Raw genomic sequence first — 21,735 nt, 5'->3', positions numbered from 1 at the left:
GGGCTATTCGGCCGCCGGCGCCGGCGGGGCCGCCGGACGGGCAAAGGCCGGGCGGGTGGAGGGCTTCTTCTTCGGGGCGGCGATCAGCCCCTCGCGAACCGCCTGCTTGCGCGCCACCTTGCGGGCGCGACGAACGGCCTCGCCGGCTTCGCGGTTGCGCCGCTCGGAGGGCTTCTCATAGGCGCGACGCGCCCGCATTTCCCGGAAGATGCCTTCGCGCTGCATCTTCCTCTTCAGAACCTTCAACGCCTGGTCAACATTGTTATCGCGTACGAGAACCTGCAAATCCTGTCCAATCCTGTGGTCGAGTCGAATGGTAAAAATCGCCGTCGCGAGCGACGACGTTGTTCTTATATAGGACGAAAGGCAGAAAAAGTCAGGGGCCTCTACCCGCTGGTATGCGCGCGCACCGCACGAGTGAGCGCCGGATTGGGTTCGTCGGCCACCTCGGATGCTCTCGCGGCTTTCTCGAATTGCCTTCGCGCGCCTTCGAATGCTGCCATGTATTCGAGCGGTTAAATGCGTCCCGGGCGAAGGCCGTGTCGCATGCGGGGCCGATGAGCACGGCGGATGGGGGAACCGGGGCGCGGGCCCATTGCCAGAACGTTGTGACCGCCTTAATCAGGGCGGGCGAGGCGCCTGGCCCGCCTCGACGCCGGCACTCGGCGCGGCGGGGGCGGCGAGGCAAGGGAGCGAGGGGAAATGGTCGCACGCATCTACAAGCCGACCCGGACCGCCATGCAGTCCGGCAACGCCCGAACCAAGCTCTGGGTGCTCGACTATGAGCCCGAGCAGCCTCGCCTGGTCGAGCCGCTCATGGGCTATACCAGCTCCGGTGACATGAAGAGCCAGCTGCGTCTGCGCTTCGACACCAAGGAAGAGGCGGTGGCCTATGCCGAGAAGCATGGCATCGCCTACCAGCTGCAGGAGCCGCAGGAAGCGGCGCGGCGGCGCATGGCCTATTCCGACAATTTCAGCTTCCGCCGCATCGGCCAGTGGACCCACTGATCGTCCTGCCGGCGGGGACAGGCGGGCCGCGTAGCTCAGCTGGATAGAGCAGCCGCCTTCTAAGCGGCAGGTCGCTGGTTCGAGCCCAGCCGCGGTCGCCACCCTTCGCGAGCCGGAACGGCGGCTTCCTCGCCCCGGGCGGGTGGGACGTGATGCCTGCCGTCGCCCTTTCCCGCGAGTTCCCCATGCCCCCCATGCTTCGCCTTTACCTCGCCGGGCCGGAAGTCTTTCGGCCGGACGCCGCGCAGGAGGGCGCGCGGCTGCAGGCGCTGTGTGCGGCGGCGGGCGCGCAGGGGCTGTTTCCGCTGCACGCCGAGGGCGTCGACATCCGCCAGGCCTGCCTGGACATGATCGACGCGGCGGACGCGATGGTCGCCAACATCACCCCGTTTCGCGGCACCCACATGGACCCGGGCACGGCGTTTGAGATGGGCTATGCCGAAGCGCGCGGCAAGCCGGTGTTCCTGTGGTCGGCCGATCCCCGCCCGCTCCTCGAGCGCCATCCTCCCTTGGCCGACGGCCGGGACGGGGAGGGGCATCTGGTCGAGGACTGGGGCAAGCCGGAAAACCTGATGATCGTGCCCGATGGGCGCACGGTCTGGTCCTCGCCCGAGGAGGCGATCGCCGCGGCGATGGCGGCGCTGGATTTCGCGGTGCGCAACCACGACCTGCAGCGGCGCACAAGGCGGTCGGTGGCGATCGCCGTCGCGGTGAGCCTGGCGGCGGCGCTGTTGGCAGGCAGCCTCGCGGACTGGCTGATCGGCTGGTAGCCGAACCCGGACACCAGGCATTCGTCCGCCGACATCTTGGGCGTGCGCACCCACGCCAAGAAGTGAATGGAACCATTTCCTTCTATGCGCCGTTGTCTGTCCGAACGGATCGAGCGTCATGTTTCGATCCAGAAGCAAAAGCTTTCAGACGACGGAGATGACATCATGCGCAAGTTGATTCTTGCCTCTGCTACTCTGGGCATTCTCACCGCCGGCGGCGTCGGCGCCGCTTTCGCCGACCAGCCCGCCTATCGCGGCCAGGTCTATGAGGGGCGCAACGCCTATATGGGCGAACGCTATTATGGCGAGCCGGTCTACGCGCCGCAGTATCGCCCGGCGCCCCTCGGCCCGTCCTATGGCCATGAGCCCTCCTATGCCGACCCGTGGTACATGCGCGGCGATCAGGCGATCATCAACCAGGAGCGTGCGAACAAGCGCAGCGAGCGCTGATCTCGCACCCGAATTCCTGATCGGAGCGGGCGGGCCTTGGGCTCGCCCGTTTTCGTTTGTATAGGCTCCGGCTTGACGGGCGGCACCGCGCCTTTCTTGAATGGCGACGCGGCGACGCGCCGCCTTCGTTCGGAGACCACCATGACCAAGCACGCCGGCACACTTCCCGATCTGCTCTCGCATGAGGAAAGGCTGGACCGGCTTGGCGCCGTCGCGGTGCATGTCGGGCTCGGCCTGCAGCGCGGGCAGGAACTCGTGATGACCGCCTCGCTCGACGCGCTGCCGCTGGTGCGCCGAATCACCGAGCACGCCTATAAGGCCGGTGCCAGCCTCGTCACCACCCTGTTCAGCGACGAGGAGGCGGCGCTGATGCGCTTCCGCAACGCGCCGGACGACAGCTTCGACACCGCGAGCGGCTGGCTATACGAGGGCATGGCGAAAGCGTTCGCCTCCGGCGCGGCACGGCTGGCGATCTCCGGCGAAAACCCGTCTTTGCTCGCCAATGAAGACCCGGACAAAGTGTCGCGTGCCAACCGGGCGCGCTCCAAGGCCTATATGCCGGCGCTGTCGCATATCGCCAATTTCGACATCAACTGGACCATCGTGTCCTACGCTTCCCCCGCCTGGGCGAAAGCGATGTTTCCTGACGATCCCGAGGACATCGCGGTCGCCAAGCTCTGGCATGCCATCTTCGCCGCCTCGCGGGTCGATGCGGCCGATCCGGTGGCGGCATGGGCGACGCATAATGCCGAGCTGCAGGCGCGCACCGCCCGCCTCAACGCCAGCCGCTACGCCGCGCTGCGCTTTCGCGGGCCGGGCACCGACCTCACCGTCGGCCTGGCCGACGAGCATGAATGGGCCGGCGGCGCCTCGCAGGCCAAGAACGGCATTGTCTGCAACGCCAACATCCCCACCGAGGAAGTCTTCACCACGCCGCACCGGGCCCGTGTCGACGGCTATGTCGCCAGCACCAAGCCGTTGGCCTATCAGGGCACGCTGATCCAGGACATCGCGGTGCGCTTCGAGGGCGGTCGCATCGTCGAGGCGCAGGCGCGCACCGGCGCCGACGTGCTGAACAAGGTGCTGGACACTGACGAGGGCGCCCGTCGGCTCGGTGAGGTGGCGCTGGTGCCGCATTCCTCGCCGATCTCGAAGAGCGGCCTGCTGTTCTACAACACGCTCTATGACGAGAACGCCGCCAGCCACATCGCGCTCGGCCAGTCCTATTCCAAGTGCTTCGTCAACGGCGCCGCGCTCTCCCCGGAGGAGCTGGCGGCGCGCGGCGCCAATACCAGCCTGATCCATATCGACTGGATGATCGGTTCCGGCGAGGTCGATGTCGACGGCATCAGCGCGTCCGGCGCCGCCGAGCCGGTGATGCGCAAGGGCGAATGGGCGTGAGTGTCGTGCTTTGCAGCGGGGCGGCTTCCTGATGTCGCCGATCTATGATGAAGTCCCGTCGCCTTGCGATCGACCGAATCCGGTCGCCGGACGGGGGAATTGGTGATGTGTCGTTGGCGCGCCTGGTGGAAGGGGCTTCCCGCCCTTGCCGTGCTGGTGGCGCTTGCCGTCACCTTCGCGCGGGCGCCGGTGGAGCAGGACCTGACCGAGCGGGCGGAGACGCTGCTCTCGGTCATCGGCGAATCCTGGGCCCATGCCCGCTTCGAGGGCCGCAACGCGCTGCTTGAGGGCGAGGCGCTGTCCGAGGAAGCGCGGATCAAGGTGCGCTACGAACTGGCGCGGCTTTCCGGCGTGCGTATCGTCGAGGACCGCACGACCCTCCTGCCGGAGCGCCGGCCGTTCACCTTCGCCGCCATCCGCGACGGCAGCAAGCTGCACCTCGAAGGCTATGTGCCGTCCTCCTATGCGCGCCGGCGCATTGCCGAGGCGGCCGCCGCCATGGCGCCGGGCATCGTGGTGACGGGCGAGAAGGAACTGGTGCGGGCGCGGGGCGTGCCGGCCGGCGATTTCATCGGTGTCGTCACTTTCGGCATCCAGCAGCTGGCCAAGATGCCGGCGGGCCGCATCACCATTTCCGACGATGCCTTCTCGATCGAGGGCCGGGCCCCCGACTTCGCCTCCTATGACGCGCTGGAAGTCACCGTCCGCAGCGAGCTGCCCGGCGATTTCGACCTGGCGCGTTTTGCCGTGCTGCCGCCGATCGTGTCGCCCTTCATCTGGTCGGCGGCGCGCGAGAAGGACGGCGACGTCACCCTCTCGGGCTATATCCCGCTCGGCGACGCCCGCCGCGCCCTGCTCGACATGGTGCGCGGCGCGGTGCCGGGGGCGGCGATCTCCGACCGGCTGCGGCTGGCCGATGGTGCCCCGCCGACCGAGGGCTGGCTCAAGGCGGTGGCCTTCGCCCTTGGCCAACTGGGCCGGCTGCCGAACGGCACGGTGTCGCTGTCGGGCACCACCATCGCCATCGAGGGCACGGCGCCCGACTTCGCCGCCTATGACGCTCTGGCCGGCGCCCGCCGAAACGTGCCCGAGGGCTATACGCTAACCCGGTTCGCGGTCGAGCCGCCGCGCGTCGATCCCTTCGTGTGGGGCGTGCAGCGCAGCGCAAACGGGCTGCGGCTGACCGGCTATGCCCCGTCCGAGGAAGCCAAGCGGCTGGTGCTCGACGCGGTGCGCGGCGATTTCCCCGGCGTGCCGGTGAGCGACGAGATGCGGATCGCCATGGGCGGGCCGGCCGCCGAGGCCTGGGTCGCGGCCACCAGTTTCGGCGTCTCCCAGCTCTCCCGCCTGCGCCAAGGCGCGGTGCGTGGCACGGGCACGACGCTCTCCATCGCCGGCGAAGCGCTCGATGCGGCGGCGTTCATGACCGTTCGCATGGCGCTGGAAGAATCGCCGCCGCGGGGCTTCACGCTGCGCAGCGATGTGCGCCCGCCGGTTGTCTCGCCCTATGTCTTCAGCCTGCGCAAGGATGGCGACGGCCTGACGCTGTCCGGCTTCTTTCCCTCGCCCTCCGAGCATGAACGCCTTGTCGAGGCCGCCAGGACCCAGTTCTTCGGCGCCCGGCTGAACGACGTCTCGGCCATCGCGCAAGGCGCTCCGCAGGGCTTCACCGCCGCCGTCATGACGGCGATGCGCCAGCTGTCGCGGCTGGAAAGCGGCGAGGCGCGCTTCGACGACAACCAGCTGAAGGTGACGGGAACGGTGCTCTACCCCGAAGCCGTCACCTCGGTGCGGGCCAATCTGGCCGCCGGCCTGCCCTCCGGCTTCACGCTCGACGTGGCGCTCGATGTCGCCCCCCCGCCGGCGCCGGTCGATGCCACCGCCTGCCAGAGCCTCATCAATCACCTGCTGGACAAGGGCACCATCACCTTCTCCGCCACGGATGCGACCATCGAGACCTCCAGCTTCGGCCTGCTCGACCGGATCGCGGCGGCCGCGGCCAGCTGTCCGGACGCGCTGATCGAGATTTCCATCCGTCAGCCGGACACGGAGGCGGCGGTGGCGGCGGCACGGGCTCAGGCGCTGGTGCAGTACCTCGCCGCCGCCGGCATCGCCCCGGATCGGCTGATCACCGGCGAGCAACCCTCGCTCGCCGTGCAGACCCCGACCGGCACGAACGGCCCCGCTGCCGGCGTGCAGCTGATCGTGAGGTGAGGCATGTTGTTCTTGGCGCTTGAACTCTGGCCGTATCTGGCCGCCGCCCTCATCGTCGGCCTTGCCACCGGCTGGTGGAGCGGCTGCGCGCCGAAGCGGGCCCGCACGCCCGCCACCGACACGACGAAGGGCGCGTGATGACCCCCTTCGCCATCGACGTGACGCTGCTTCTGGTGGGGACCTATCTGGTCGGCTGCATCGGCGGCTGCTGGCTTCGCCGCCTGATGGGCGGCCGCCGGCAGGGCTGAGGCGGGGCGGGAGCGACGGCTGAGCCACCGCCCCGCGCGGGTCAGATGCGCGAGCCGCGCAGATCCGCCTCGATCTGCAACGAATCGCGGGAGCCGAAGCGCGACTTGTAGACCTGTGCGTTCTCCATCACCCGCTGCACATAGTTGCGCGTCTCGGAGAAGGGGATGCGCTCCACCCAGTCGATCGGGTCGACAGACGGGTCGCGCGGGTCGCCATAGGCGGCGATCCACTTCGCCACATTGCCGCGCCCGGCATTGTAGGCGGCGAAGGTCAGCACATAATTGTTCTGGTAGTTGTCGAGCAGGCTGCGCAGCTCCGCTGCGCCGTACTGCACATTCACCGCCGGAACGGCGAGCCGCCTGGGATCGAGCTTGGTGCCGGTGCGCCGGGCGATGGTGGCGCCGGTGGCGGGCATTACCTGCATCAGGCCGGTCGCGCCGGCGGAGGAGCGCGCCGAAGGATTGAACATGCTCTCCTGCCGGGCAATGGCATAGACCAGCGAGCGGTCGACATCCTCGGTGATCGGCTGGTAGGCGGGAATGCCGATGGTGGGATAGGCCTCGGCCTCCAGCGGAATGCCGCGATTGAGCGCCACCTTGCCGATCATCGTCATCGCCCGCGCGTCGCCCTGCTGCTTGGCGAGTTCCGCCAGCAGGCCGAGCTGCGCCGCATCCGGCAGCCGCTCGGCGAGGTCATAACCGAGGGCGATGGAGAGGTTCGACTTGTCCAGCTTCTCCAGCAGCTTGAAGATCATCACGCCTTCGTCGCGGTTGAAGGCGTTGCGCTGGGCGGCATTGGCGGTGGGCGCGGTCTGGATCTTCACCCGCGAATTGCCCAGCCGCGCGGCGGCGAGCTGGCCGTAATAGGCGGTGCCATACTGGGCGGCCGTCGCATATTGTGAGCGCGCATTGGCGGTGGAGCCGAGCGCCTCATAGGCGCGGCCCTGCCAGTAATAGCCGCGCGACACGGTGGCGGGATGAGTCTGCCGCTCCGGCACCTTGGCGAAATGCGCCAGTGCCGCCTTCGGCTCGTTGAGGTAGCGCAGCGCCAGCCAGCCCGCCGTGAAATGGTGGTCGGCCCGCATGTGCTCGTCTTCCGGCTCGGCCGCCTCGCGCGCCACCTTGTAGGCGGTGCGGGCATCGCCCTTGTCGAGCAGGCCGCGCGCCACCAGCCGGCGCTCCACCCACCATTCGTCCGGATCGACCAGCACGGCGCCATCCTTCGGCGCGCTGGACAGCGTACGCGCGGCAGCGGCGTGGTCGCCCTGCCGGCGCTGCATCTTGGCCAGCGTGTAGATGTAGGCCGGGTCCGAGCGCAGCGAGGCCGGCACCGCCGCCAGCAGCTTGGCGACATCGCCCTTGCCGGTGGACAGCGCGATGCGGGCCCGTGCCAGCGCCACGACGTCATTGCCGGCGCGCTGCGCCGCGCGCAGGCCGCGTTCGCTGTCCTCGGCGTAGAGCAGCTTGTCGGCGCGGTACTTGTGGTCGGTGCGGGTGAGCAGGCCGCCGAATTCGACCATCACCGTCGATTCGGTGTCGGAGCCGAGCGCGTCCTCCTGCCAGGCATTGCGCAGCCAGGCCGCGCCCGCCTTCTGGTCGCCGGCGGCAAACAGCGCCCGCGCCAATGCGATCTTGCCTTCGCCGGAATAAGGCGCCTGCTCGGCGAAGAAGTTGAGGATCGTCTGCGGATCCTTGTTCTCGACATAGAGCAGATATTCGAGCCGGCGGCGCAGCACGATCGGGGTCGGAAGGGTGGGGTGCGCCTCCAGAATGGTGACGGCGCGGTCATAGCCGACATCGCGCGCGGTGACGCGCAGCGCCAGCCAGCGCACCAGTGCCTGCGCGCCAGGATCACGCATCCGGTCGGCCATGGCCAGTGCCTGGGCGCTCTGGCCCTGGTCGATGAGGTCGGTCGCGGTCTTCAGGTCGCCGCTGGCCCCGGCAAGCGACGAACTCGCCGCGAGCGCCATGCCACTGGCGGCGGAAGCGGCCGTCACCTTGGCGGAGGGTGTGAGCGTCGGCTTGGCGGCGGGGGTCGGGGCGGGCTTCTTGGCCGCCGTCTTCGCCGTCTTGTCCTTGGAGGGCTTGGCTGCGGATTTGGCAGCGGGCTTCGCCGCCGGCTTGGGCGCGGGGGTGGGGGTTGCAGCCTCGGCAGGCGAGAGCGGCAGCGCGGGAATGAACCCGGCCGAGCCGAGCAGCAGCATGGCCGCGACCGGCAGCACCGCGCCGGCGTGGCGACGGGAGCCGTTTTCGGAACGCCGCCGCAGCGGATGTTCGTTCACGCACTCGCTCATGGCGGCTCGCTCTCCTGACAAACGCATCGTGCCCGGTGCGGCCCTCCTATGGGCCGGCACGGGCAGCCTCAGTTGTCGCGCGATCTTATTGACGAAGTGCTAACCACAACCCCAGCGCAGCCGCATCGCTTTGGATCAATCGCTGCATCGGCTCGATATAGAAGCGCAACCCGGCAAAACGGGGGCAGCGTACCGTATCGGCAGGCGCTTTGCGCGCCTTTGCCATGGGAAGCGCCAACAATGCCCTTCCTTCGGCCGCGCCGACGCGATATCTGATGCCCCCTTCGCCGCAACATGCTTGGCCGTGTTGCGCGACAAGGACGAGAAAGCTTCAGGAGCGCGCCATGTCCCACCCGCTGCCCTTCCGTGGATCCTTTACGGCGCTTGTGACGCCGTTCCGCGATGGCGCGCTGGATGAGAAAGCGTTCCGGGACCTGGTGGACTGGCAGATCGCGGAAGGCATTCACGGCCTCGTGCCCGTCGGCACCACGGGCGAGAGCCCGACCGTCTCCCATGACGAGCACAAGGCCGTGGTGGAATGGACGGTGGCGCAGGCCGCCGGCCGGGTGCCCGTCATCGCCGGCGCCGGTTCCAACAACACGATCGAGGCCATCGACCTCGCCCGCCACGCCGAGAAGGCGGGGGCGGATGCGGTGCTTGTGGTCACGCCCTACTACAACAAGCCCGGCCCTGAGGGCCTGTACCAGCACTACAAGGCCATCAACGACGCGATCGGCATTCCGATCTACATCTACAACATCCCCGGCCGGTCGGTGATCGACATGTCGGTGGAGACGATGGCGCGGCTCTATGAGCTGCCCAACATCGCCGGCGTGAAGGACGCGACCGCCAATCTCGTGCGTGTCAGCCAGCAGCGCCAGGCGATGGGCCCGGCCTTCAACCAGCTCTCCGGCGAGGACGCCACCGCGTTGGCCTTCATGGCCCATGGCGGCGACGGCTGCATCTCGGTCGCCTCGAACGTGGCGCCCAAGCTCTGCGCCCAGCTGATCGAGGCCTGCATCGCCGGCGACTACGTCAAGGCGCTGGAGCTGCAGGACCGTCTGTTCCCGCTGTTTCAGGCGCTGTTCGTTGAAACCAACCCGAGCCCCACCAAATATGCGCTGAGCCTGCTCGGCAAGATCGCCGACGAGGCCCGCCTTCCGATGGTGCCCGTCACCGAAAAGACCAAGGAAACCGTCCGCGCAGCGATGCGCCACGCCGGGATCCTCAACTGACGCAGGCCGGGGCATCCGCTCCGGTTCGGAGCTAAGCGATGGCCGAGAAAAAGACACAGGACCGCAAGGTCGTCGCCGACAACCGGCGGGCGCGGTTCGATTTCGAGATCGGAGAGGTCTTCGAGGCCGGCATCGCGCTGTCCGGTACGGAGGTGAAGAGTCTGCGCAGCGGGCGCGCCACCGTGGCCGAGAGCTATGTCTCGGCCAAGACGGGCGAAGCCATCATCTACAACACCTTCATCCCGGAATATCTGCAGGCCAACCGCTTCAACCATGAGCCGCGCCGCCCGCGCAAGCTGCTGCTGCACAAGCGGCAGATCGCCAAGATCTGGCAGGCGGTGGAGCGCGAGGGCATGACGGTGGTGCCGCTGCGCATCTATTTCAACGAGCAGGGCCGCGCCAAGGTGGAGATCGCCATCGCCCGCGGCCGCAAGGCGCATGACAAGCGCGAGGCGCTGAAAGCCAAGGACTGGGCGCGCGACAAGCAACGCCTGTTGCGCGACCGGGGATAGGGTCGCCGTTCTTCAAAGGCGAAACAAAAGAAAAGCCCGGCACTTGGCCGGGCTTTTTGATTCGATCTGTCAGAGCCGCTCAGTCCTTGGCGCGCTCGACATAGGAGCCGTCGGCGGTCATCACGACGATGCGGGTGCCGACCGCGATGTGCGGGGGCACCGCCGAGCGCACGCCGTTGGAGAGGATGGCCGGCTTGTAGGAGGAGGAGGCGGTCTGGCCCTTCATCGCCGGCTCGGTCTCCACGACTTCGAGCACCATGCGCTGCGGCAGCTCGATGGCGATGGCGACGCCCTCATGCACCGACAGATGCACCTGCATGCCGTCGCTGAGATAGGCGGCCTGGTCGCCAATCACATCCGGCGACACCGCGATCTGGTCGTAGTTTTCCGGGTTCATGAAGTGGAAGCCTTCACCGTCCGAATAGAGGAAGGTGTAGGGGCGGTCCTCGACGAGGGCGCGCTCCACCTGCTCGGTGGTGCGGTAGCGCTCGGAGACCTTGGTGCCGTCGGAGATGCGGCGCATGTCGAGCTGCGTCACCGGCGTGCCCTTGCCGGGGTGGATGTTCTCGGCGGTGAGCACGACATAGAGCTTGCCGTCCATGTCGACCACGTTGCCCTTGCGCAGCGTGCTGGCGATGACCTTGACCATTGCGGTCCTCTGGCTGTTGGGTGCGCCGCATCGCGCGGGGCACCGCTGGGATTCCATTGGCGCCTCCTATACAAGCGCGCCCGCTTTCCGCCAACCCCGCCCGCATCCCGCACTGCGCGCGCCGGAGCAACGCCATGTCCGTATCCGCCTCGCCCTGGTGGTCGCCGCAGAGCCATGCCGACCGGCGCCCCTTCCTGCTGGCGCGGCAGAAGATCCAGGCGGCCTTGCGCGCCGCCTTCGCCGCGCAGGATTTCATTGAGGTGGAGACGCCGATCCTGCAGGTGTCGCCCGGCAATGAGATCCACCTCAAGGCCTTCGCCACCGAGCTGGAGCGGCCGGACGGCTCGCGCGCGCCGCGCTATCTCCACACCTCGCCGGAATTCACCGCCAAGAAGCTGCTGGCGGCGGGCGAGCCGCGGCTCTTCACCTTCGCCCGCGTGTTCCGCAATGGCGAGCGCACGGCGCTGCACCATCCCGAGTTCACCATGCTGGAATGGTACCGCGCCCATGCGGGCTATGAGGCGCTGATGGAGGACTGCGCGGCGCTGCTGGCCGTGACCGCGCAAACGGTGGGCGCCTCGCTTTTCCATTTCGGCGGCCTGTCCTGCGACGTGGCGCAGGCGCCCGAACGGCTCACCGTCGCGCAGGCCTTTTCCCGCTTCGCCGGCATCGAGCTGATGGAAAGCGTCGGTGCGGGCGGCAACGACCGCGACCGTCTCTGGCAGGCGGCGCAGCGCGCGGGCATCCGGGTGGCGCCTGACGACACATGGGCGGATGTGTTCACCCGAGTGATGGTGGAGAAAATCGAGCCGCATCTCGGTATCGGCCGCCCGACGATCCTGTGCGACTACCCGCTGTCCGAGGCGGCGCTGGCCCGCCCCAAGCCCTCCGACCCGCGCCTTGCCGAACGGTTCGAGCTTTATGTCTGCGCCGTCGAACTCGCCAACGGCTTCGGCGAACTCACCGACCCGGCCGAGCAGCGCCGCCGCTTCATCGAGTGGATGGACGAGAAGGAGCGCGTCTATGGCGAGCGCTACCCCATCGACGAGGATTTTCTCGCTGCCCTGGCGCAGATGCCGGAGGCCTCGGGCATCGCGCTGGGGTTCGACCGGCTGGTGATGCTGGCGGCCGGCGCGCGGCGGATCGAGGATGTGCTGTGGGCGCCGGTGGCGCCCTGAGCGGGCTCAGCCCAGCGCGTCGATATGGGCGCGCACCTTGGCGAACACGGCGTGGAACATCTCCGTCGTCAGCACGCCGGTATTCGTGTTGTAGCGCGAGCAATGATAGCTGTCGAAAAGCACCAGATCGCCGAGCCGGTGCACGGCGCCATGGGCGAATTTGTGGTGCGAGAGCCGTTCGCCATGTGCCGCCAGCACCTGGTCATGGGCGATCTTGCCCAGCGCGACAATGGCGCTGAGGCTCGGCAGCAGGCCGATCGTGGCGGAGAAGAACGGCCGGCAGGTCCGTATCTCGTCGGTGGTCGGCTTGTTCTCGGGCGGCACGCAGCGCACGGCATTGGTGAGGCGCGCATCGACGAGGCGCAGCGAATCGTCGGGGCGCGCCTCGAAGGTGCCGGTAGCGAAGCCGAATGTGATCAGGGTCGAATAGAGCAGTTCGCCCGCATAATCGCCGGTGAAGGGGCGGCCGGTGCGGTTGGCCCCGCGCAGGCCCGGCGCGAGGCCGACGATCAGCAGCCGTCCGTCGACCGGGCCAAAGGAGGGCACCGGCGCGTTGTGCCAGCTGGGCTCCTGCTCCCGCCAGTGATCGCGGAAGGCAACCAGGCGCGGGCAGAGCGGGCAGTCGCGCGGCGGCTCGGGCGCCGCCACCGCCGGGGAGGCGTCGAGGACAGCCGCCATCGGATTCAGGCGTCCGCCGTGTCGTCGTCGGAGGAGGGCGCCGGCGTGCGGCGCTCCAGAAAGCGCGGCGTCTCCTGCATGCGGCCGGAACGGTCCGCCGGGTCGCGGCCGACGCGGGCCTGCAGGTCCACCAGGTCGAGGAACACGTCCGCCTGACGGCGCAGCTCGTCGGCGATCATCGGCGGCTGGGTGTGGATGCTGGAGACTACCGTCACCCGCACGCCCTTGCGCTGCACCGCCTCCACCAGCGAGCGGAAATCGCCGTCGCCGGAAAAGATGACGATGTGGTCGACATGGTCGGCCAACTCCATGGCGTTGACCGCGAGTTCGATATCCATGTTGCCGCGCACCCGGCGGCGGCCCTGGCTGTCGGTGAACTCCCGCGCCGGCTTCGTCACTACCGAATAGCCATTGTAATCCAGCCAGTCGAGCAGCGGGCGGATCGACGAATATTCGGTGTCTTCGACCAGCGTCGTGTAATAAAATGCCCGCAGAACGTAGCCGCGCCCCTGGAAGTCCTTGAGCAGGCGCTTGTAGTCGATATCGAAACCGAGCGACTTGGTGGCGGAGTACAGATTTGCCCCATCAATGAAGAGGGCGATCTTTTCCATGCCGTTGGCCATAATGATAAAATACCTGGACTGACAATCTGGTTAGGTCGCAGACGCCCCAACGACGCAGGGCCGCGTCCGCCGCCTATAGACATAACCGATTTATGGCGACGGCGAGACGAAGCGGCCTGTTATCAGCCGGTTTTAATCGCTTGATCGTGAGCGGCCCGACACAGGCCTCTCCCGGGAAAGCTTGCCCCTGAGGGCGGATTGGTTTAAGGACGCCGCTTCCCTTATCCCGTCAGGAGTGCCGAAGCATGGCTCGCGTCACCGTCGAGGACTGCATCGACAAGGTCGACAATCGCTTCGAGCTGGTCCTTCTTGCCGGCCACCGTGCGCGCGCCATCGCGTCCGGCGCGCCGATCACGGTTGACCGTGACAACGACAAGAACCCGGTTGTGGCCCTGCGCGAGATCGCCGACGAGACCGTCTCGCCGGAAGATCTGCGCGAGGAACTGATCCACTCGCTCCAGAAGTTCACCGAGGTGGACGAGCCGGAGCCGGAGACTGTTCCGATGATCGCCTCGTCGCATTCGTCGGGCGGCGACGATTCCGACGTCATGCTCGACCGCATGACCGAGGAAGAGCTGCTGGCCGGCCTGCAGGGGCTGGTGCCCCCCGAGCCGAGCGACGACGACGAGGGCTGACGCCCTTTTGGGTGGATCGGTTTTCGGGCTTGTCACCTGATCACAAATCACGCGAACGGCCCGGCCCTGTGCCGGGCCGTTTCCGTTTAGCCTGCCTTTTCCGCCACATGCGGCTTGCGCTGGCCGGGCTTGCGGACGATATCTAGCCCAGCGGCCGCCTCGGTCGATCCTTCTCGCGAGTCCCTGTCATGATGCGGCAGTACGAGCTCGTCGAGCGCGTGCGCCGGTACAATCCCAATACCGACGAAGCGCTGCTCGATCGCGCTTACGTCTATGCGATGCGCGCCCACGGCACGCAGAAGCGCGCCTCGGGCGATCCCTATTTTTCGCATCCGCTCGAAGTCGCCGCGATCCTGACCGACCTCAAGCTGGACGACGCCACCATCGTGGCGGCGCTGCTGCACGACACGATCGAGGACACCGACGCCACCCGCGAGGAGATCGACCGCATCTTCAGCCCGCAGATCGGGGCGCTGGTCGAGGGCCTGACCAAGATCAAGAAGCTCGATCTGGTGTCCAAGCAGGCCAAGCAGGCCGAAAACCTGCGCAAGCTGCTGCTCGCCATCGCCGACGATGTGCGCGTGCTGCTGGTCAAGCTCGCCGACCGCCTGCACAACATGCGCACGCTGAAATGGGTGCCGGAGGAAAAGCGCTCCCGCGTCGCCCAGGAGACGCTGGATATCTATGCGCCGCTCGCCGGCCGCATGGGCATGCACGACATGCGCGAGGAGCTGGAGGACCTGTCGTTCCGCCAGCTGTCGCCGGAAGCCTATGATTCCATCCTCGGCCGGCTGCAGGCGCTCAAGGAGAACAATGGCGAGCTGGTCGCCGCCATTGAGCGCGAACTGTCCGATGCCATCGCACAGAAGGGTATCGAGGCCGTCGTCACCGGCCGGCAGAAGCGCCCGCACTCCATCTGGCGGAAGATGGAGCGCAAATCGGTGGCGTTCGAGCAGCTTTCCGACATTTACGGCTTCCGCATTCTCGTCGACACCGTGGAGGACTGCTACGCCGTGCTCGGTGTGGTGCATACCAAATGGCCGCTCGTGCCGGGGCGGTTCAAGGACTATGTTTCCACCCCCAAGCAGAACGACTACCGCTCGATCCACACCACCGTGGTCGGCCCCGGCCGGCAGCGCGTCGAACTGCAGATCCGCACCCGGCAGATGCACGAGATCGCCGAATACGGCATCGCCGCGCATGCGCTCTACAAGGACACCGGCGGCTCCGATCCGCTGACCCGCGATTCTAACGCCTATGCCTGGCTGCGCCGCACCATCGAATTGCTGGCCGAAGGCTCCAGCCCCGAGGAATTCCTGGAGCACACCAAGCTCGAACTGTTCCACGACCAGGTGTTCTGCTTCACCCCCAAGGGCCGTCTCATCACCCTGCCGCGCCGCGCCACCCCGATCGACTTCGCCTATGCCGTGCATACTGGCGTCGGCGACCGGGCGGTGGGGGCGAAGATCAACGGCAAGATCTCGCCGCTGGTGTCGGAACTGCAGAATGGCGACGAGGTGGAGATCATCACCGCCTCCGGCCAGACGCCGCCGGCGGCCTGGGAATCGATCGTCGTCACCGGCAAGGCGCGCGCCGCCATCCGTCGCGCCACCCGCGCCGCCGTGCGGGCGCAATATGCCGGGCTCGGCAAGAAGATCGTCGAGCGGGCCATCGTGCGCGCCGGCAAGGTGTTCTCCGAGGAGAAGCTGGCGGCTTCGGTCGGCCGCCTGGCCCGCGCCTCGCTGGAGGACGTCTATGCTGCCGTCGGGCGCGGGGAGATGCGCTCGGACGATGTGGTGAAGGCGGTGCATCCGGAATGGACCGGCCCGCGCCCGGAAGAGCGCGCCGCGCTCAAGGGCGAGGGCTGGTTCGAGCTGGAGCAGGGCCAGAGCCTGAAGTTCAAGATTCCCGGCATTGAGAGCGACCCCGATCCGCTCACCGCCATCCCGATTCGCGGCATCAACCGCGAGCTGCCGGTGCGCTTCGCTCCCAATGGCGGCGCCGTGCCGGGCGACCGCATCGTCGGCATCCTCTCGCCCGGGGAGGGGATCACCATCTACCCGATCCAGTCGCCGGCGCTGCAGGATTTCGAGGAGGAGCCGGAGCGCTGGCTCGACGTGCGCTGGGATGTCGAGGAGGACGACCCGCAGCGCTTCCCGGTGCAGATCGTCGTCGTCGCCACCAACGAGCCTGGCTCGCTGGCCCAGGTCGCCCAGGTGATCGGCGAGCGCGACGGCAATATCGAGAATCTGCGCATGTCCTCGCGCTCGGCCGATTTCACCCGGATGGTGATCGATATCGGCGTCTATGATTTGCGCCACCTCAACGGCATCCTCACCGATCTGCGCGCCCGGCCGGTCGTCTCCAGCGTCGAGCGGGTGAACGGCTGACAAGGAACCGTTAACCCTGTTCGGCGTTTCATCGGCAGTTCCACGCAGCGTTCGCAGGAGACACCGATGACCGAACAGATCCACGCCAATGTCCGCATCGTCTCCGGCGCTGCCAAGGCCTTGTGGGGTCGGCTCTCCGGCGACGGCCACATGATCGCCAGCGGCCGCGTCGAGCAGCTGGCCGGGGAAGCGGCGCTGGCCTGCGCCCGTGCCCGCAGCCGCGCCGTGCGCGAGGGGGCCGTCGCCCGCGCCTGATCGGAGCGGCGAATGGGTGACGTGGCCCCCGGGATGGGCTATCACGCCACCCATTCAGCAACCTGCTCCAGGCGTTCGAGATGACACAAGACGAGGTCGTGGCCGAGTTCCGTGCGGCGGGTGCGCTGCTGGAGGGGCATTTCATCCTCTCCTCCGGCCTGCGCAGCCCGATTTTCCTGCAGAAGATGTTCATCTTCCAGGACCCGGTCCGCACCGCGCGCCTGTGCAAGGCGCTGGCGGAGAAGGCCGAGGCCGCCTTCGGCAAGATCGACTATGTCGTGTCGCCGGCCGTCGGCGGCATCGTGCCGGGTTATGAGACCGCCCGCCAGCTCGGCGCCATGGCGGTGTTCGTCGAGCGCGAGGGCGGCACTTTCCAGCTGCGGCGCGGCTTCACCATTCCGCCCGAGGCCAAGGTGCTGATGGTGGAGGACATCGTCACCACCGGGCTTTCCTCGCGCGAATGCCTCGCCTCCATCGCCGAGCACACCTCGAATGTCGTCGGCGCCGCCTGCCTGATCGACCGCTCGAACGGTAAGGCCGATCTCGGCGTCCCGCTGGTGGCGCTCGCCCGGCTCGATATCCCCGCCTATCCCGCCGACGCGCTGCCGCCGGAGCTGGCCGCCTTGCCGCCGGTCAAGCCCGGCTCGCGCAGCATCCAGGGGGTGAAGGCGTGACCACGCTCATTCCCCCCATCCGCCTCGGCGTGAATGTCGATCACGTTGCCACCATTCGCAACGCGCGCGGCGGCGATTTGCCCGATCCGGTGCGCGCGGCCCAGCTGGCCTGCGCCGCCGGGGCCGACGGCATCACCGCGCATCTGCGCGAGGACCGCCGCCACATTCGCGACAGCGACATGCGGCGTCTGCGCGAGCAGCTGACCGTGCCGCTGAATTTCGAGATGGCGGCGACCGACGAAATGGTCGCCATCGCCCTGGAGCAGCGCCCGCACGCCGCCTGCCTAGTGCCCGAGCGCCGCGAGGAGCGCACCACCGAAGGCGGCCTCGACGTCATCGGCGGTGGCATCGACCTCGCCCACAAAGTGGAGAAGCTCGCCCATGGCGGCATCCGCGTGTCGCTGTTCGTCGCGCCGGACGCCGACCAGATCGCCCGCGCCGCCGATATCGGCGCGGCGGTGATCGAGCTTCACACCGGCGCCTGGTGCGAGTTCATCGCCGCCGGCCAGAGCGACAAGGCCGAGGCCGAGCTGGCGCGGCTGCTGGCGGCGGCCGGGCAGGGGAGCGAACTCGGGCTGGAAATCCATGCCGGGCATGGGCTCGACTTCGCCACGGCGGAAGTGATGGCCGGCGTGGCGGCGGTGCGCGAGCTCAATATCGGCCATTTCCTCATCGGCGAGTCGATCTTCGTCGGGCTGGAAGGCGCCATCCGCCACATGCGTACCGCGATGGCGCGCGGCCGCGCCCGCCTCGGCGCGCCGCAGGCGGCGTGAGGGAGGGCAGGGCGTGATCCTCGGCATTGGCTCCGATATCACCGACGTCAGGCGCGTCGCCGAGGTGCTGGAGCGCCATGGCGAGCGCTTTCTCGACCGGGTGTTCACCCCGGTGGAACGCGCCAAATCCGATCGCCGCGCCCGCCGGGCGGAGAGCTATGCCAAGCGCTTCGCCGCCAAGGAGGCCTGCGCCAAGGCGCTCGGCACCGGGCTGGCGCAGGGCGTGTTCTGGCGCGACATGGGTGTGGTCAACCTGCCCTCGGGGCGGCCGACCCTGACGCTCACCGGCGGCGCGAAGGCGCGGCTCGACGCCCTCACCCCCGCCGGCTTCGAGGCGCGGATCGACCTCACCATCACCGATGATGGTCCGCTGGCGCAGGCCTTCGTCATCATCAGCGCCGTTCCCGCCACGCCGGACGTGTAGAGAGCTTCCGCCCCGTCACCTCGTGCGATCGTGAGCGGCGCGCGTTGCCGCCGCCGCACTGAGCGGCTATAGGAGCCGCACGGCCGCCCTGCGCGGCGCATGCCGTGCCGCTGAGCGCACCGGAAGGCAACATGACGTCCACCACCGAACCGAAGAAGCAGGAAGGTGGCCTCGGCGAAACCGTCAAGGTCATTCTCCAGGCGTTCCTGATCGCGCTTCTGATCCGCACCTTCCTGTTCCAGCCGTTCAACATCCCTTCCGGCTCGATGAAGGAGACGCTGCTCGTCGGCGACTACCTCTTCGTCTCGAAGTTCAGCTATGGCTACAGCCGCTTCTCGCTGCCGCTCTCGCCGCCGCTGTTCGACGGCCGCATCCTCGGCTCGACGCCCAATCGCGGCGACGTCGTGGTGTTCAAGCTGCCGCGCGACGAAAGCACCGACTACATCAAGCGGGTGATCGGCCTTCCCGGCGACGAGATCCAGATGATCGGTGGCCTGCTGCACATCAATGGCGTGCCGGTGAAGCGCGAGGATGCCGGCTACTGGATGGACGACGAGGGCAATGGCCGGGTCGAGCGCGTGAAGCGCTGGACGGAGACCCTGCCCAATGGGGTGAGCTACTACACGCTCGATCTCGTCGAGAACGGCTTCTACGACAATACCGACGTCTACAAGGTGCCGCCCGGCCACTATTTCATGATGGGCGACAACCGCGACAATTCCACCGACAGCCGCGTGCTCAGCCAGGTCGGTTATGTGCCCTATGAGAACCTGATCGGCCGGGCCCAGATCATCTTCTTCTCGGTGAAGGAAGGTGATGCGGCGTGGCAGTTCTGGAAATGGCCGTGGACGGTGCGCTGGAACCGCCTCTTCTCCTTCGTGCGATGACGCGCGGCAAGAACCGCGTCCCCGACGACGCCGGCCTCGATGCGCTGGAAAGCGCGCTGGGGCACAGCTTTGCCGACCGCGCCCATCTGCGCCTCGCGCTGACGCATATCTCCTCGGTGACGGGTGTGCAGGGCTCCAGGGCGCGTGTGCGCTCCTATCAGCGGCTCGAATTTCTCGGCGACCATGTGCTCGGCCTCGTGGTCTCGGACATGCTCTACCGCGCCTTTCCGCACGCCGAGGAGGGGGAACTCTCGCGGCGCCTCGCCGATCTCGTCTGCGAGGATGCCTGCGCCGAGGTGGCGCTCGCCATGGGGCTCGGCCCGCATCTGCGGCTCGGCGCCGGCGAGGAACGTTCCGGCGGGCGCGAGCGCCCGGCCATTCTCGCCGATGTGGTGGAAGCGGTGCTGGCGGCGGTCTATCTCGACGCCGGCTATCCCGCCGCCGAGGCCATGGTCGATCGCTTCTGGCGCGCCCGCCTCGCCGTGCCCGGCAGTTCAGCCCGCGACCCCAAGACCGCGCTGCAGGAATGGGCGCAGGGGCGCGGATTGCCGCCGCCGCATTACCGGCTGGTCGACCGCTCCGGTCCCGATCATAATCCGGAGTTCCGGATCGCCGTCGACGTGCCGGGTTTCGAGCCGGTCGAGGCGACGGGCTCCTCCAAGCAGAACGCTCAGAAGATCGCCGCTGCGGCGTTCCTCCAACGGGTTAAGCAATGAACGACATCATCGACGAGACACCCGACGAGGGCCGCGAGGAGGGCTCTGGCGCGGCCCCCGAGGCGGCGCGCGAAAACACACGCTGCGGCTTCGTCGCCCTCATCGGCACGCCCAATGCCGGCAAGTCGACGCTGACCAACACGCTGGTCGGCACCAAGGTCTCGATCGTCTCGCACAAGGTGCAGACCACCCGCTCGCTGGTGCGCGGCATCGCCATCGAGGGCGCGACGCAGATCGTGCTCGTCGACACCCCCGGCATCTTCGCTCCCAAGCGCCGGCTGGAGAAGGCGATGGTGCGCTCCGCCTGGAACGGCGCGGGTGATGCCGATGCCGTGGTGCTGCTCATCGATGCCCGCGCCGGCCTCAATGACGAGGTCGAATCCATCATCCGGGGCCTGGCCGATGTGCGCCGCCCGCGGGCGATCCTGCTCAACAAGATCGACCTGGTGAAGCGCGAGAGCCTGCTGGAGCTTGCCGCCAAGGTGGCCGAACTCACCAGCTTCGACCGGCTGTTCATGGTGTCGGCGCTCGCCGGGCACGGGCTGAAGGACCTGCGCGCCTGGCTGGCGCAGATCCTTCCCTTCGGCCCCTGGCTCTATCCCGAGGACCAGATTTCCGACGCGCCGATGCGCTCGCTGGCCGCCGAGATCACCCGCGAGAAGCTGTTCCACCGCCTGCATGAGGAACTGCCGTACCGCTCGACGGTGGAGACCGATTCCTGGCAGGAGCGCAAGGACGGCTCGGTCCGTATCGAGCAGACCATTTTCGTCGAGCGCGAAAGCCAGCGGAAGATCGTGCTCGGCAAGGGCGGCGACACGATCAAGGCGATCTCGATGGCCGCCCGCAAGGAACTGACTGAGATCGTCGAGGCGCCGGTCCACCTGTTCCTGTTCGTCAAGGTGCGCGAGAACTGGGCCGACGACCCGGCGCGCTACCGCGAGATGGGGCTGGATTTCCCGCAGGAGTGAGGCCGCCCGATGGAGTGGTCCGACGAGGGCATCATTCTCGGCGTGCGCCGCCACGGTGAGGCCAATGCCATCGTCGAAGTGATGACCGCCGGCCATGGCCGCCATCTCGGCCTGGTGCGCGGCGGCGGCTCGCGCCGGCAGGCGGCGGCGCTGCAGGCGGGCAACGGGGTGCGCGTGACCTGGCGCGCCCGTCTCGACGAACAGCTCGGCGCCTATACGCTTGAAGTGACGGCCGCGCATGCCGGCCGGCTGATGGCACAGGCCCATTCCGCCTTCGCGCTGAGCCATCTGGGCAGCTTGATCCGGCTGCTGCCCGAGCGCGACCCCCATCCCGTGCTGCACGGCGATCTGGCCACCATGGTCGAGCATCTGCACCATGAGCGCCTGACCGGCATGATGATCGCTCGTTTCGAACTGACACTCCTGACCGAACTGGGTTTCGGTCTCGATCTGGAGAGCTGCGCCGCCACCGGCGGGCGCAACGATCTGCTCTATGTCTCGCCGAAATCCGGCCGCGCGGTGAGCCGAGACGCCGGCGCGCCCTGGCAGGCGCAGCTTTTCACGCTGCCCTATTTCCTCATCGCGGAAGTGGCCGAGCCGCCGCTGCCCGAAGATATCGAGGCCGCCTTCGCGCTGACGGGATATTTTCTGGCCCGCCGCGTGTTCGACCCCCGGGGGCTGCCGCTTCCCGATGCCCGCGCTTCGCTGCTGGCCGCGCTGAAACGGCCCGGTGGATAGCTTTGCGCGCGTGCG

General features: G+C 68.0%; 24 protein-coding genes and 1 tRNA gene. 20 read left to right on the top strand and 5 right to left on the bottom strand.

The window, feature by feature from the left end; all coding sequences use genetic code 11:
* Positions 1–3 precede the first annotated feature (3 nt).
* Entirely contained in the window at positions 4–285 is a 282-nt protein-coding gene (rpsU, locus tag BLO63_RS04995) for a 30S ribosomal protein S21 (protein ID WP_091437185.1), read from the bottom strand.
* Positions 286–702: 417 nt separating this feature from the next.
* Here rpsU and BLO63_RS04990 point away from each other — a divergent pair, with 417 nt between their 5' ends.
* The 7 genes from BLO63_RS04990 (at position 703) to BLO63_RS21425 (ending at position 5,981) form a co-directional block, all read left to right on the top strand.
* Positions 703–1,008: an ETC complex I subunit gene (locus tag BLO63_RS04990; RefSeq protein WP_091437184.1), complete on the top strand. Its 306-nt coding sequence runs from the start codon at positions 703–705 to the stop codon at positions 1,006–1,008.
* A gap of 24 nt (positions 1,009–1,032) precedes the next feature.
* Positions 1,033–1,109, top strand: a tRNA-Arg gene (locus BLO63_RS04985).
* A gap of 84 nt (positions 1,110–1,193) precedes the next feature.
* A complete protein-coding gene (locus tag BLO63_RS04980) occupies positions 1,194–1,778 on the top strand; it encodes a nucleoside 2-deoxyribosyltransferase (protein WP_091437296.1) in 585 nt (194 codons plus the stop codon).
* A 165-nt stretch (positions 1,779–1,943) separates the two neighbouring features.
* Positions 1,944–2,228: a hypothetical protein gene (locus BLO63_RS04975; RefSeq protein WP_091437182.1), complete on the top strand. Its 285-nt coding sequence runs from the start codon at positions 1,944–1,946 to the stop codon at positions 2,226–2,228.
* Positions 2,229–2,369: 141 nt separating this feature from the next.
* Positions 2,370–3,629, top strand: coding sequence for an aminopeptidase (locus BLO63_RS04970; protein ID WP_091437180.1), 1,260 nt, complete (start codon positions 2,370–2,372; stop codon positions 3,627–3,629).
* A gap of 105 nt (positions 3,630–3,734) precedes the next feature.
* Complete coding sequence (locus tag BLO63_RS04965) at positions 3,735–5,843, top strand: flagellar motor protein MotB (protein WP_244517619.1); 2,109 nt, start codon at positions 3,735–3,737, stop codon at positions 5,841–5,843.
* 3 nt (positions 5,844–5,846) lie between these two features.
* A complete protein-coding gene (locus BLO63_RS21425) occupies positions 5,847–5,981 on the top strand; it encodes a hypothetical protein (protein WP_280138035.1) in 135 nt (44 codons plus the stop codon).
* Between the two features lie 151 nt (positions 5,982–6,132).
* Here BLO63_RS21425 and BLO63_RS04960 read toward each other — a convergent pair whose 3' ends face one another.
* The gene (locus BLO63_RS04960; RefSeq protein ID WP_091437178.1) at positions 6,133–8,385 is read right to left on the bottom strand and encodes a lytic transglycosylase domain-containing protein; all 2,253 of its coding nucleotides are present in this window, start codon (positions 8,383–8,385) and stop codon (positions 6,133–6,135) included.
* A 344-nt stretch (positions 8,386–8,729) separates the two neighbouring features.
* Between BLO63_RS04960 and dapA the strand changes: the two genes are divergently transcribed.
* Together dapA and smpB are read left to right on the top strand one after the other, a co-directional pair.
* Positions 8,730–9,620 carry a 4-hydroxy-tetrahydrodipicolinate synthase gene (gene dapA, locus BLO63_RS04955; RefSeq protein ID WP_091437177.1) on the top strand — a complete coding sequence of 297 codons (891 nt, stop codon included), beginning with the start codon at positions 8,730–8,732 and terminating at the stop codon, positions 9,618–9,620.
* Between the two features lie 38 nt (positions 9,621–9,658).
* Positions 9,659–10,132 (top strand): SsrA-binding protein SmpB, encoded by a 474-nt coding sequence (smpB, locus tag BLO63_RS04950; protein WP_091437175.1) that lies wholly within the window; start codon positions 9,659–9,661, stop codon positions 10,130–10,132.
* 79 nt (positions 10,133–10,211) lie between these two features.
* On the opposite strand, the gene efp is transcribed toward smpB, so the two are convergent.
* Entirely contained in the window at positions 10,212–10,781 is a 570-nt protein-coding gene (efp, locus tag BLO63_RS04945) for an elongation factor P (protein ID WP_091437173.1), read from the bottom strand.
* A 134-nt stretch (positions 10,782–10,915) separates the two neighbouring features.
* Between efp and epmA the strand changes: the two genes are divergently transcribed.
* Positions 10,916–11,959 carry an EF-P lysine aminoacylase EpmA gene (gene epmA, locus BLO63_RS04940; protein ID WP_091437171.1) on the top strand — a complete coding sequence of 348 codons (1,044 nt, stop codon included), beginning with the start codon at positions 10,916–10,918 and terminating at the stop codon, positions 11,957–11,959.
* Between the two features lie 6 nt (positions 11,960–11,965).
* Here the strand turns inward: epmA and BLO63_RS04935 are convergent, their stop codons facing one another.
* Positions 11,966–12,637 carry a uracil-DNA glycosylase gene (locus tag BLO63_RS04935; protein WP_091437169.1) on the bottom strand — a complete coding sequence of 224 codons (672 nt, stop codon included), beginning with the start codon at positions 12,635–12,637 and terminating at the stop codon, positions 11,966–11,968.
* Between the two features lie 5 nt (positions 12,638–12,642).
* Positions 12,643–13,260, bottom strand: coding sequence for a LabA-like NYN domain-containing protein (locus tag BLO63_RS04930; protein WP_091437167.1), 618 nt, complete (start codon positions 13,258–13,260; stop codon positions 12,643–12,645).
* A 245-nt stretch (positions 13,261–13,505) separates the two neighbouring features.
* On the opposite strand from BLO63_RS04930, the gene rpoZ reads away from it, so the two are divergent.
* The 10 genes from rpoZ to recO all read left to right on the top strand — a co-directional run bounded on the left by rpoZ (position 13,506) and on the right by recO (position 21,720).
* Positions 13,506–13,895, top strand: a complete 390-nt coding sequence (rpoZ, locus tag BLO63_RS04925; protein ID WP_018390957.1) for a DNA-directed RNA polymerase subunit omega — start codon at positions 13,506–13,508, stop codon at positions 13,893–13,895.
* A 188-nt stretch (positions 13,896–14,083) separates the two neighbouring features.
* Positions 14,084–16,285: a RelA/SpoT family protein gene (locus tag BLO63_RS04920; protein ID WP_091437166.1), complete on the top strand. Its 2,202-nt coding sequence runs from the start codon at positions 14,084–14,086 to the stop codon at positions 16,283–16,285.
* A 66-nt stretch (positions 16,286–16,351) separates the two neighbouring features.
* Entirely contained in the window at positions 16,352–16,540 is a 189-nt protein-coding gene (locus BLO63_RS04915; RefSeq protein WP_091437165.1) for a CsbD family protein, read from the top strand.
* A gap of 80 nt (positions 16,541–16,620) precedes the next feature.
* Positions 16,621–17,214: an orotate phosphoribosyltransferase gene (pyrE, locus tag BLO63_RS04910; protein WP_091437163.1), complete on the top strand. Its 594-nt coding sequence runs from the start codon at positions 16,621–16,623 to the stop codon at positions 17,212–17,214.
* Positions 17,211–17,987, top strand: a complete 777-nt coding sequence (locus BLO63_RS04905; RefSeq protein WP_091437162.1) for a pyridoxine 5'-phosphate synthase — start codon at positions 17,211–17,213, stop codon at positions 17,985–17,987. Before pyrE ends, BLO63_RS04905 begins: the two co-directional genes overlap by 4 nt.
* Positions 17,988–18,000: 13 nt before the next feature.
* Positions 18,001–18,411 carry a holo-ACP synthase gene (gene acpS / locus BLO63_RS04900; protein ID WP_091437160.1) on the top strand — a complete coding sequence of 137 codons (411 nt, stop codon included), beginning with the start codon at positions 18,001–18,003 and terminating at the stop codon, positions 18,409–18,411.
* Positions 18,412–18,542: 131 nt separating this feature from the next.
* Positions 18,543–19,298 carry a signal peptidase I gene (lepB, locus tag BLO63_RS04895; RefSeq protein ID WP_091437158.1) on the top strand — a complete coding sequence of 252 codons (756 nt, stop codon included), beginning with the start codon at positions 18,543–18,545 and terminating at the stop codon, positions 19,296–19,298.
* Complete coding sequence (rnc, locus tag BLO63_RS04890; protein ID WP_091437156.1) at positions 19,295–20,014, top strand: ribonuclease III; 720 nt, start codon at positions 19,295–19,297, stop codon at positions 20,012–20,014. The genes lepB and rnc overlap by 4 nt, the downstream gene beginning before the upstream one ends.
* Entirely contained in the window at positions 20,011–20,982 is a 972-nt protein-coding gene (era, locus tag BLO63_RS04885) for a GTPase Era (RefSeq protein ID WP_091437154.1), read from the top strand. Before rnc ends, era begins: the two co-directional genes overlap by 4 nt.
* 9 nt (positions 20,983–20,991) lie before the next feature.
* The gene (gene recO / locus BLO63_RS04880; protein ID WP_091437153.1) at positions 20,992–21,720 is read left to right on the top strand and encodes a DNA repair protein RecO; all 729 of its coding nucleotides are present in this window, start codon (positions 20,992–20,994) and stop codon (positions 21,718–21,720) included.
* Positions 21,721–21,735: the final 15 nt, after the last annotated feature.

The sequence above is a fragment of the Ancylobacter rudongensis genome (assembly GCF_900100155.1).
GTDB lineage: Bacteria > Pseudomonadota > Alphaproteobacteria > Rhizobiales > Xanthobacteraceae > Ancylobacter > Ancylobacter rudongensis.
This window is presented reverse-complemented; position numbering and strand designations above follow the sequence as displayed.

Bases quoted from the DNA above. Each gene is read 5' to 3' on its own strand.
- BLO63_RS04990 (WP_091437184.1), top strand. From the start codon at position 703: ATGGTCGCACGCATCTACAAGCCGACCCGGACCGCCATGCAGTCCGGC.
- BLO63_RS04980 (WP_091437296.1), top strand. From the start codon at position 1,194: ATGCCCCCCATGCTTCGCCTTTACCTCGCCGGGCCGGAAGTCTTTCGG.
- BLO63_RS04975 (WP_091437182.1), top strand. From the start codon at position 1,944: ATGCGCAAGTTGATTCTTGCCTCTGCTACTCTGGGCATTCTCACCGCC.
- BLO63_RS04970 (WP_091437180.1), top strand. From the start codon at position 2,370: ATGACCAAGCACGCCGGCACACTTCCCGATCTGCTCTCGCATGAGGAA.
- BLO63_RS04965 (WP_244517619.1), top strand. From the start codon at position 3,735: ATGTGTCGTTGGCGCGCCTGGTGGAAGGGGCTTCCCGCCCTTGCCGTG.
- BLO63_RS21425 (WP_280138035.1), top strand. From the start codon at position 5,847: ATGTTGTTCTTGGCGCTTGAACTCTGGCCGTATCTGGCCGCCGCCCTC.
- BLO63_RS04960 (WP_091437178.1), bottom strand. From the start codon at position 8,385: ATGAGCGAGTGCGTGAACGAACATCCGCTGCGGCGGCGTTCCGAAAAC.
- dapA (WP_091437177.1), top strand. From the start codon at position 8,730: ATGTCCCACCCGCTGCCCTTCCGTGGATCCTTTACGGCGCTTGTGACG.
- smpB (WP_091437175.1), top strand. From the start codon at position 9,659: ATGGCCGAGAAAAAGACACAGGACCGCAAGGTCGTCGCCGACAACCGG.
- efp (WP_091437173.1), bottom strand. From the start codon at position 10,781: ATGGTCAAGGTCATCGCCAGCACGCTGCGCAAGGGCAACGTGGTCGAC.
- epmA (WP_091437171.1), top strand. From the start codon at position 10,916: ATGTCCGTATCCGCCTCGCCCTGGTGGTCGCCGCAGAGCCATGCCGAC.
- BLO63_RS04935 (WP_091437169.1), bottom strand. From the start codon at position 12,637: ATGGCGGCTGTCCTCGACGCCTCCCCGGCGGTGGCGGCGCCCGAGCCG.
- BLO63_RS04930 (WP_091437167.1), bottom strand. From the start codon at position 13,260: ATGGCCAACGGCATGGAAAAGATCGCCCTCTTCATTGATGGGGCAAAT.
- rpoZ (WP_018390957.1), top strand. From the start codon at position 13,506: ATGGCTCGCGTCACCGTCGAGGACTGCATCGACAAGGTCGACAATCGC.
- BLO63_RS04920 (WP_091437166.1), top strand. From the start codon at position 14,084: ATGATGCGGCAGTACGAGCTCGTCGAGCGCGTGCGCCGGTACAATCCC.
- BLO63_RS04915 (WP_091437165.1), top strand. From the start codon at position 16,352: ATGACCGAACAGATCCACGCCAATGTCCGCATCGTCTCCGGCGCTGCC.
- pyrE (WP_091437163.1), top strand. From the start codon at position 16,621: ATGACACAAGACGAGGTCGTGGCCGAGTTCCGTGCGGCGGGTGCGCTG.
- lepB (WP_091437158.1), top strand. From the start codon at position 18,543: ATGACGTCCACCACCGAACCGAAGAAGCAGGAAGGTGGCCTCGGCGAA.
- rnc (WP_091437156.1), top strand. From the start codon at position 19,295: ATGACGCGCGGCAAGAACCGCGTCCCCGACGACGCCGGCCTCGATGCG.
- era (WP_091437154.1), top strand. From the start codon at position 20,011: ATGAACGACATCATCGACGAGACACCCGACGAGGGCCGCGAGGAGGGC.
- recO (WP_091437153.1), top strand. From the start codon at position 20,992: ATGGAGTGGTCCGACGAGGGCATCATTCTCGGCGTGCGCCGCCACGGT.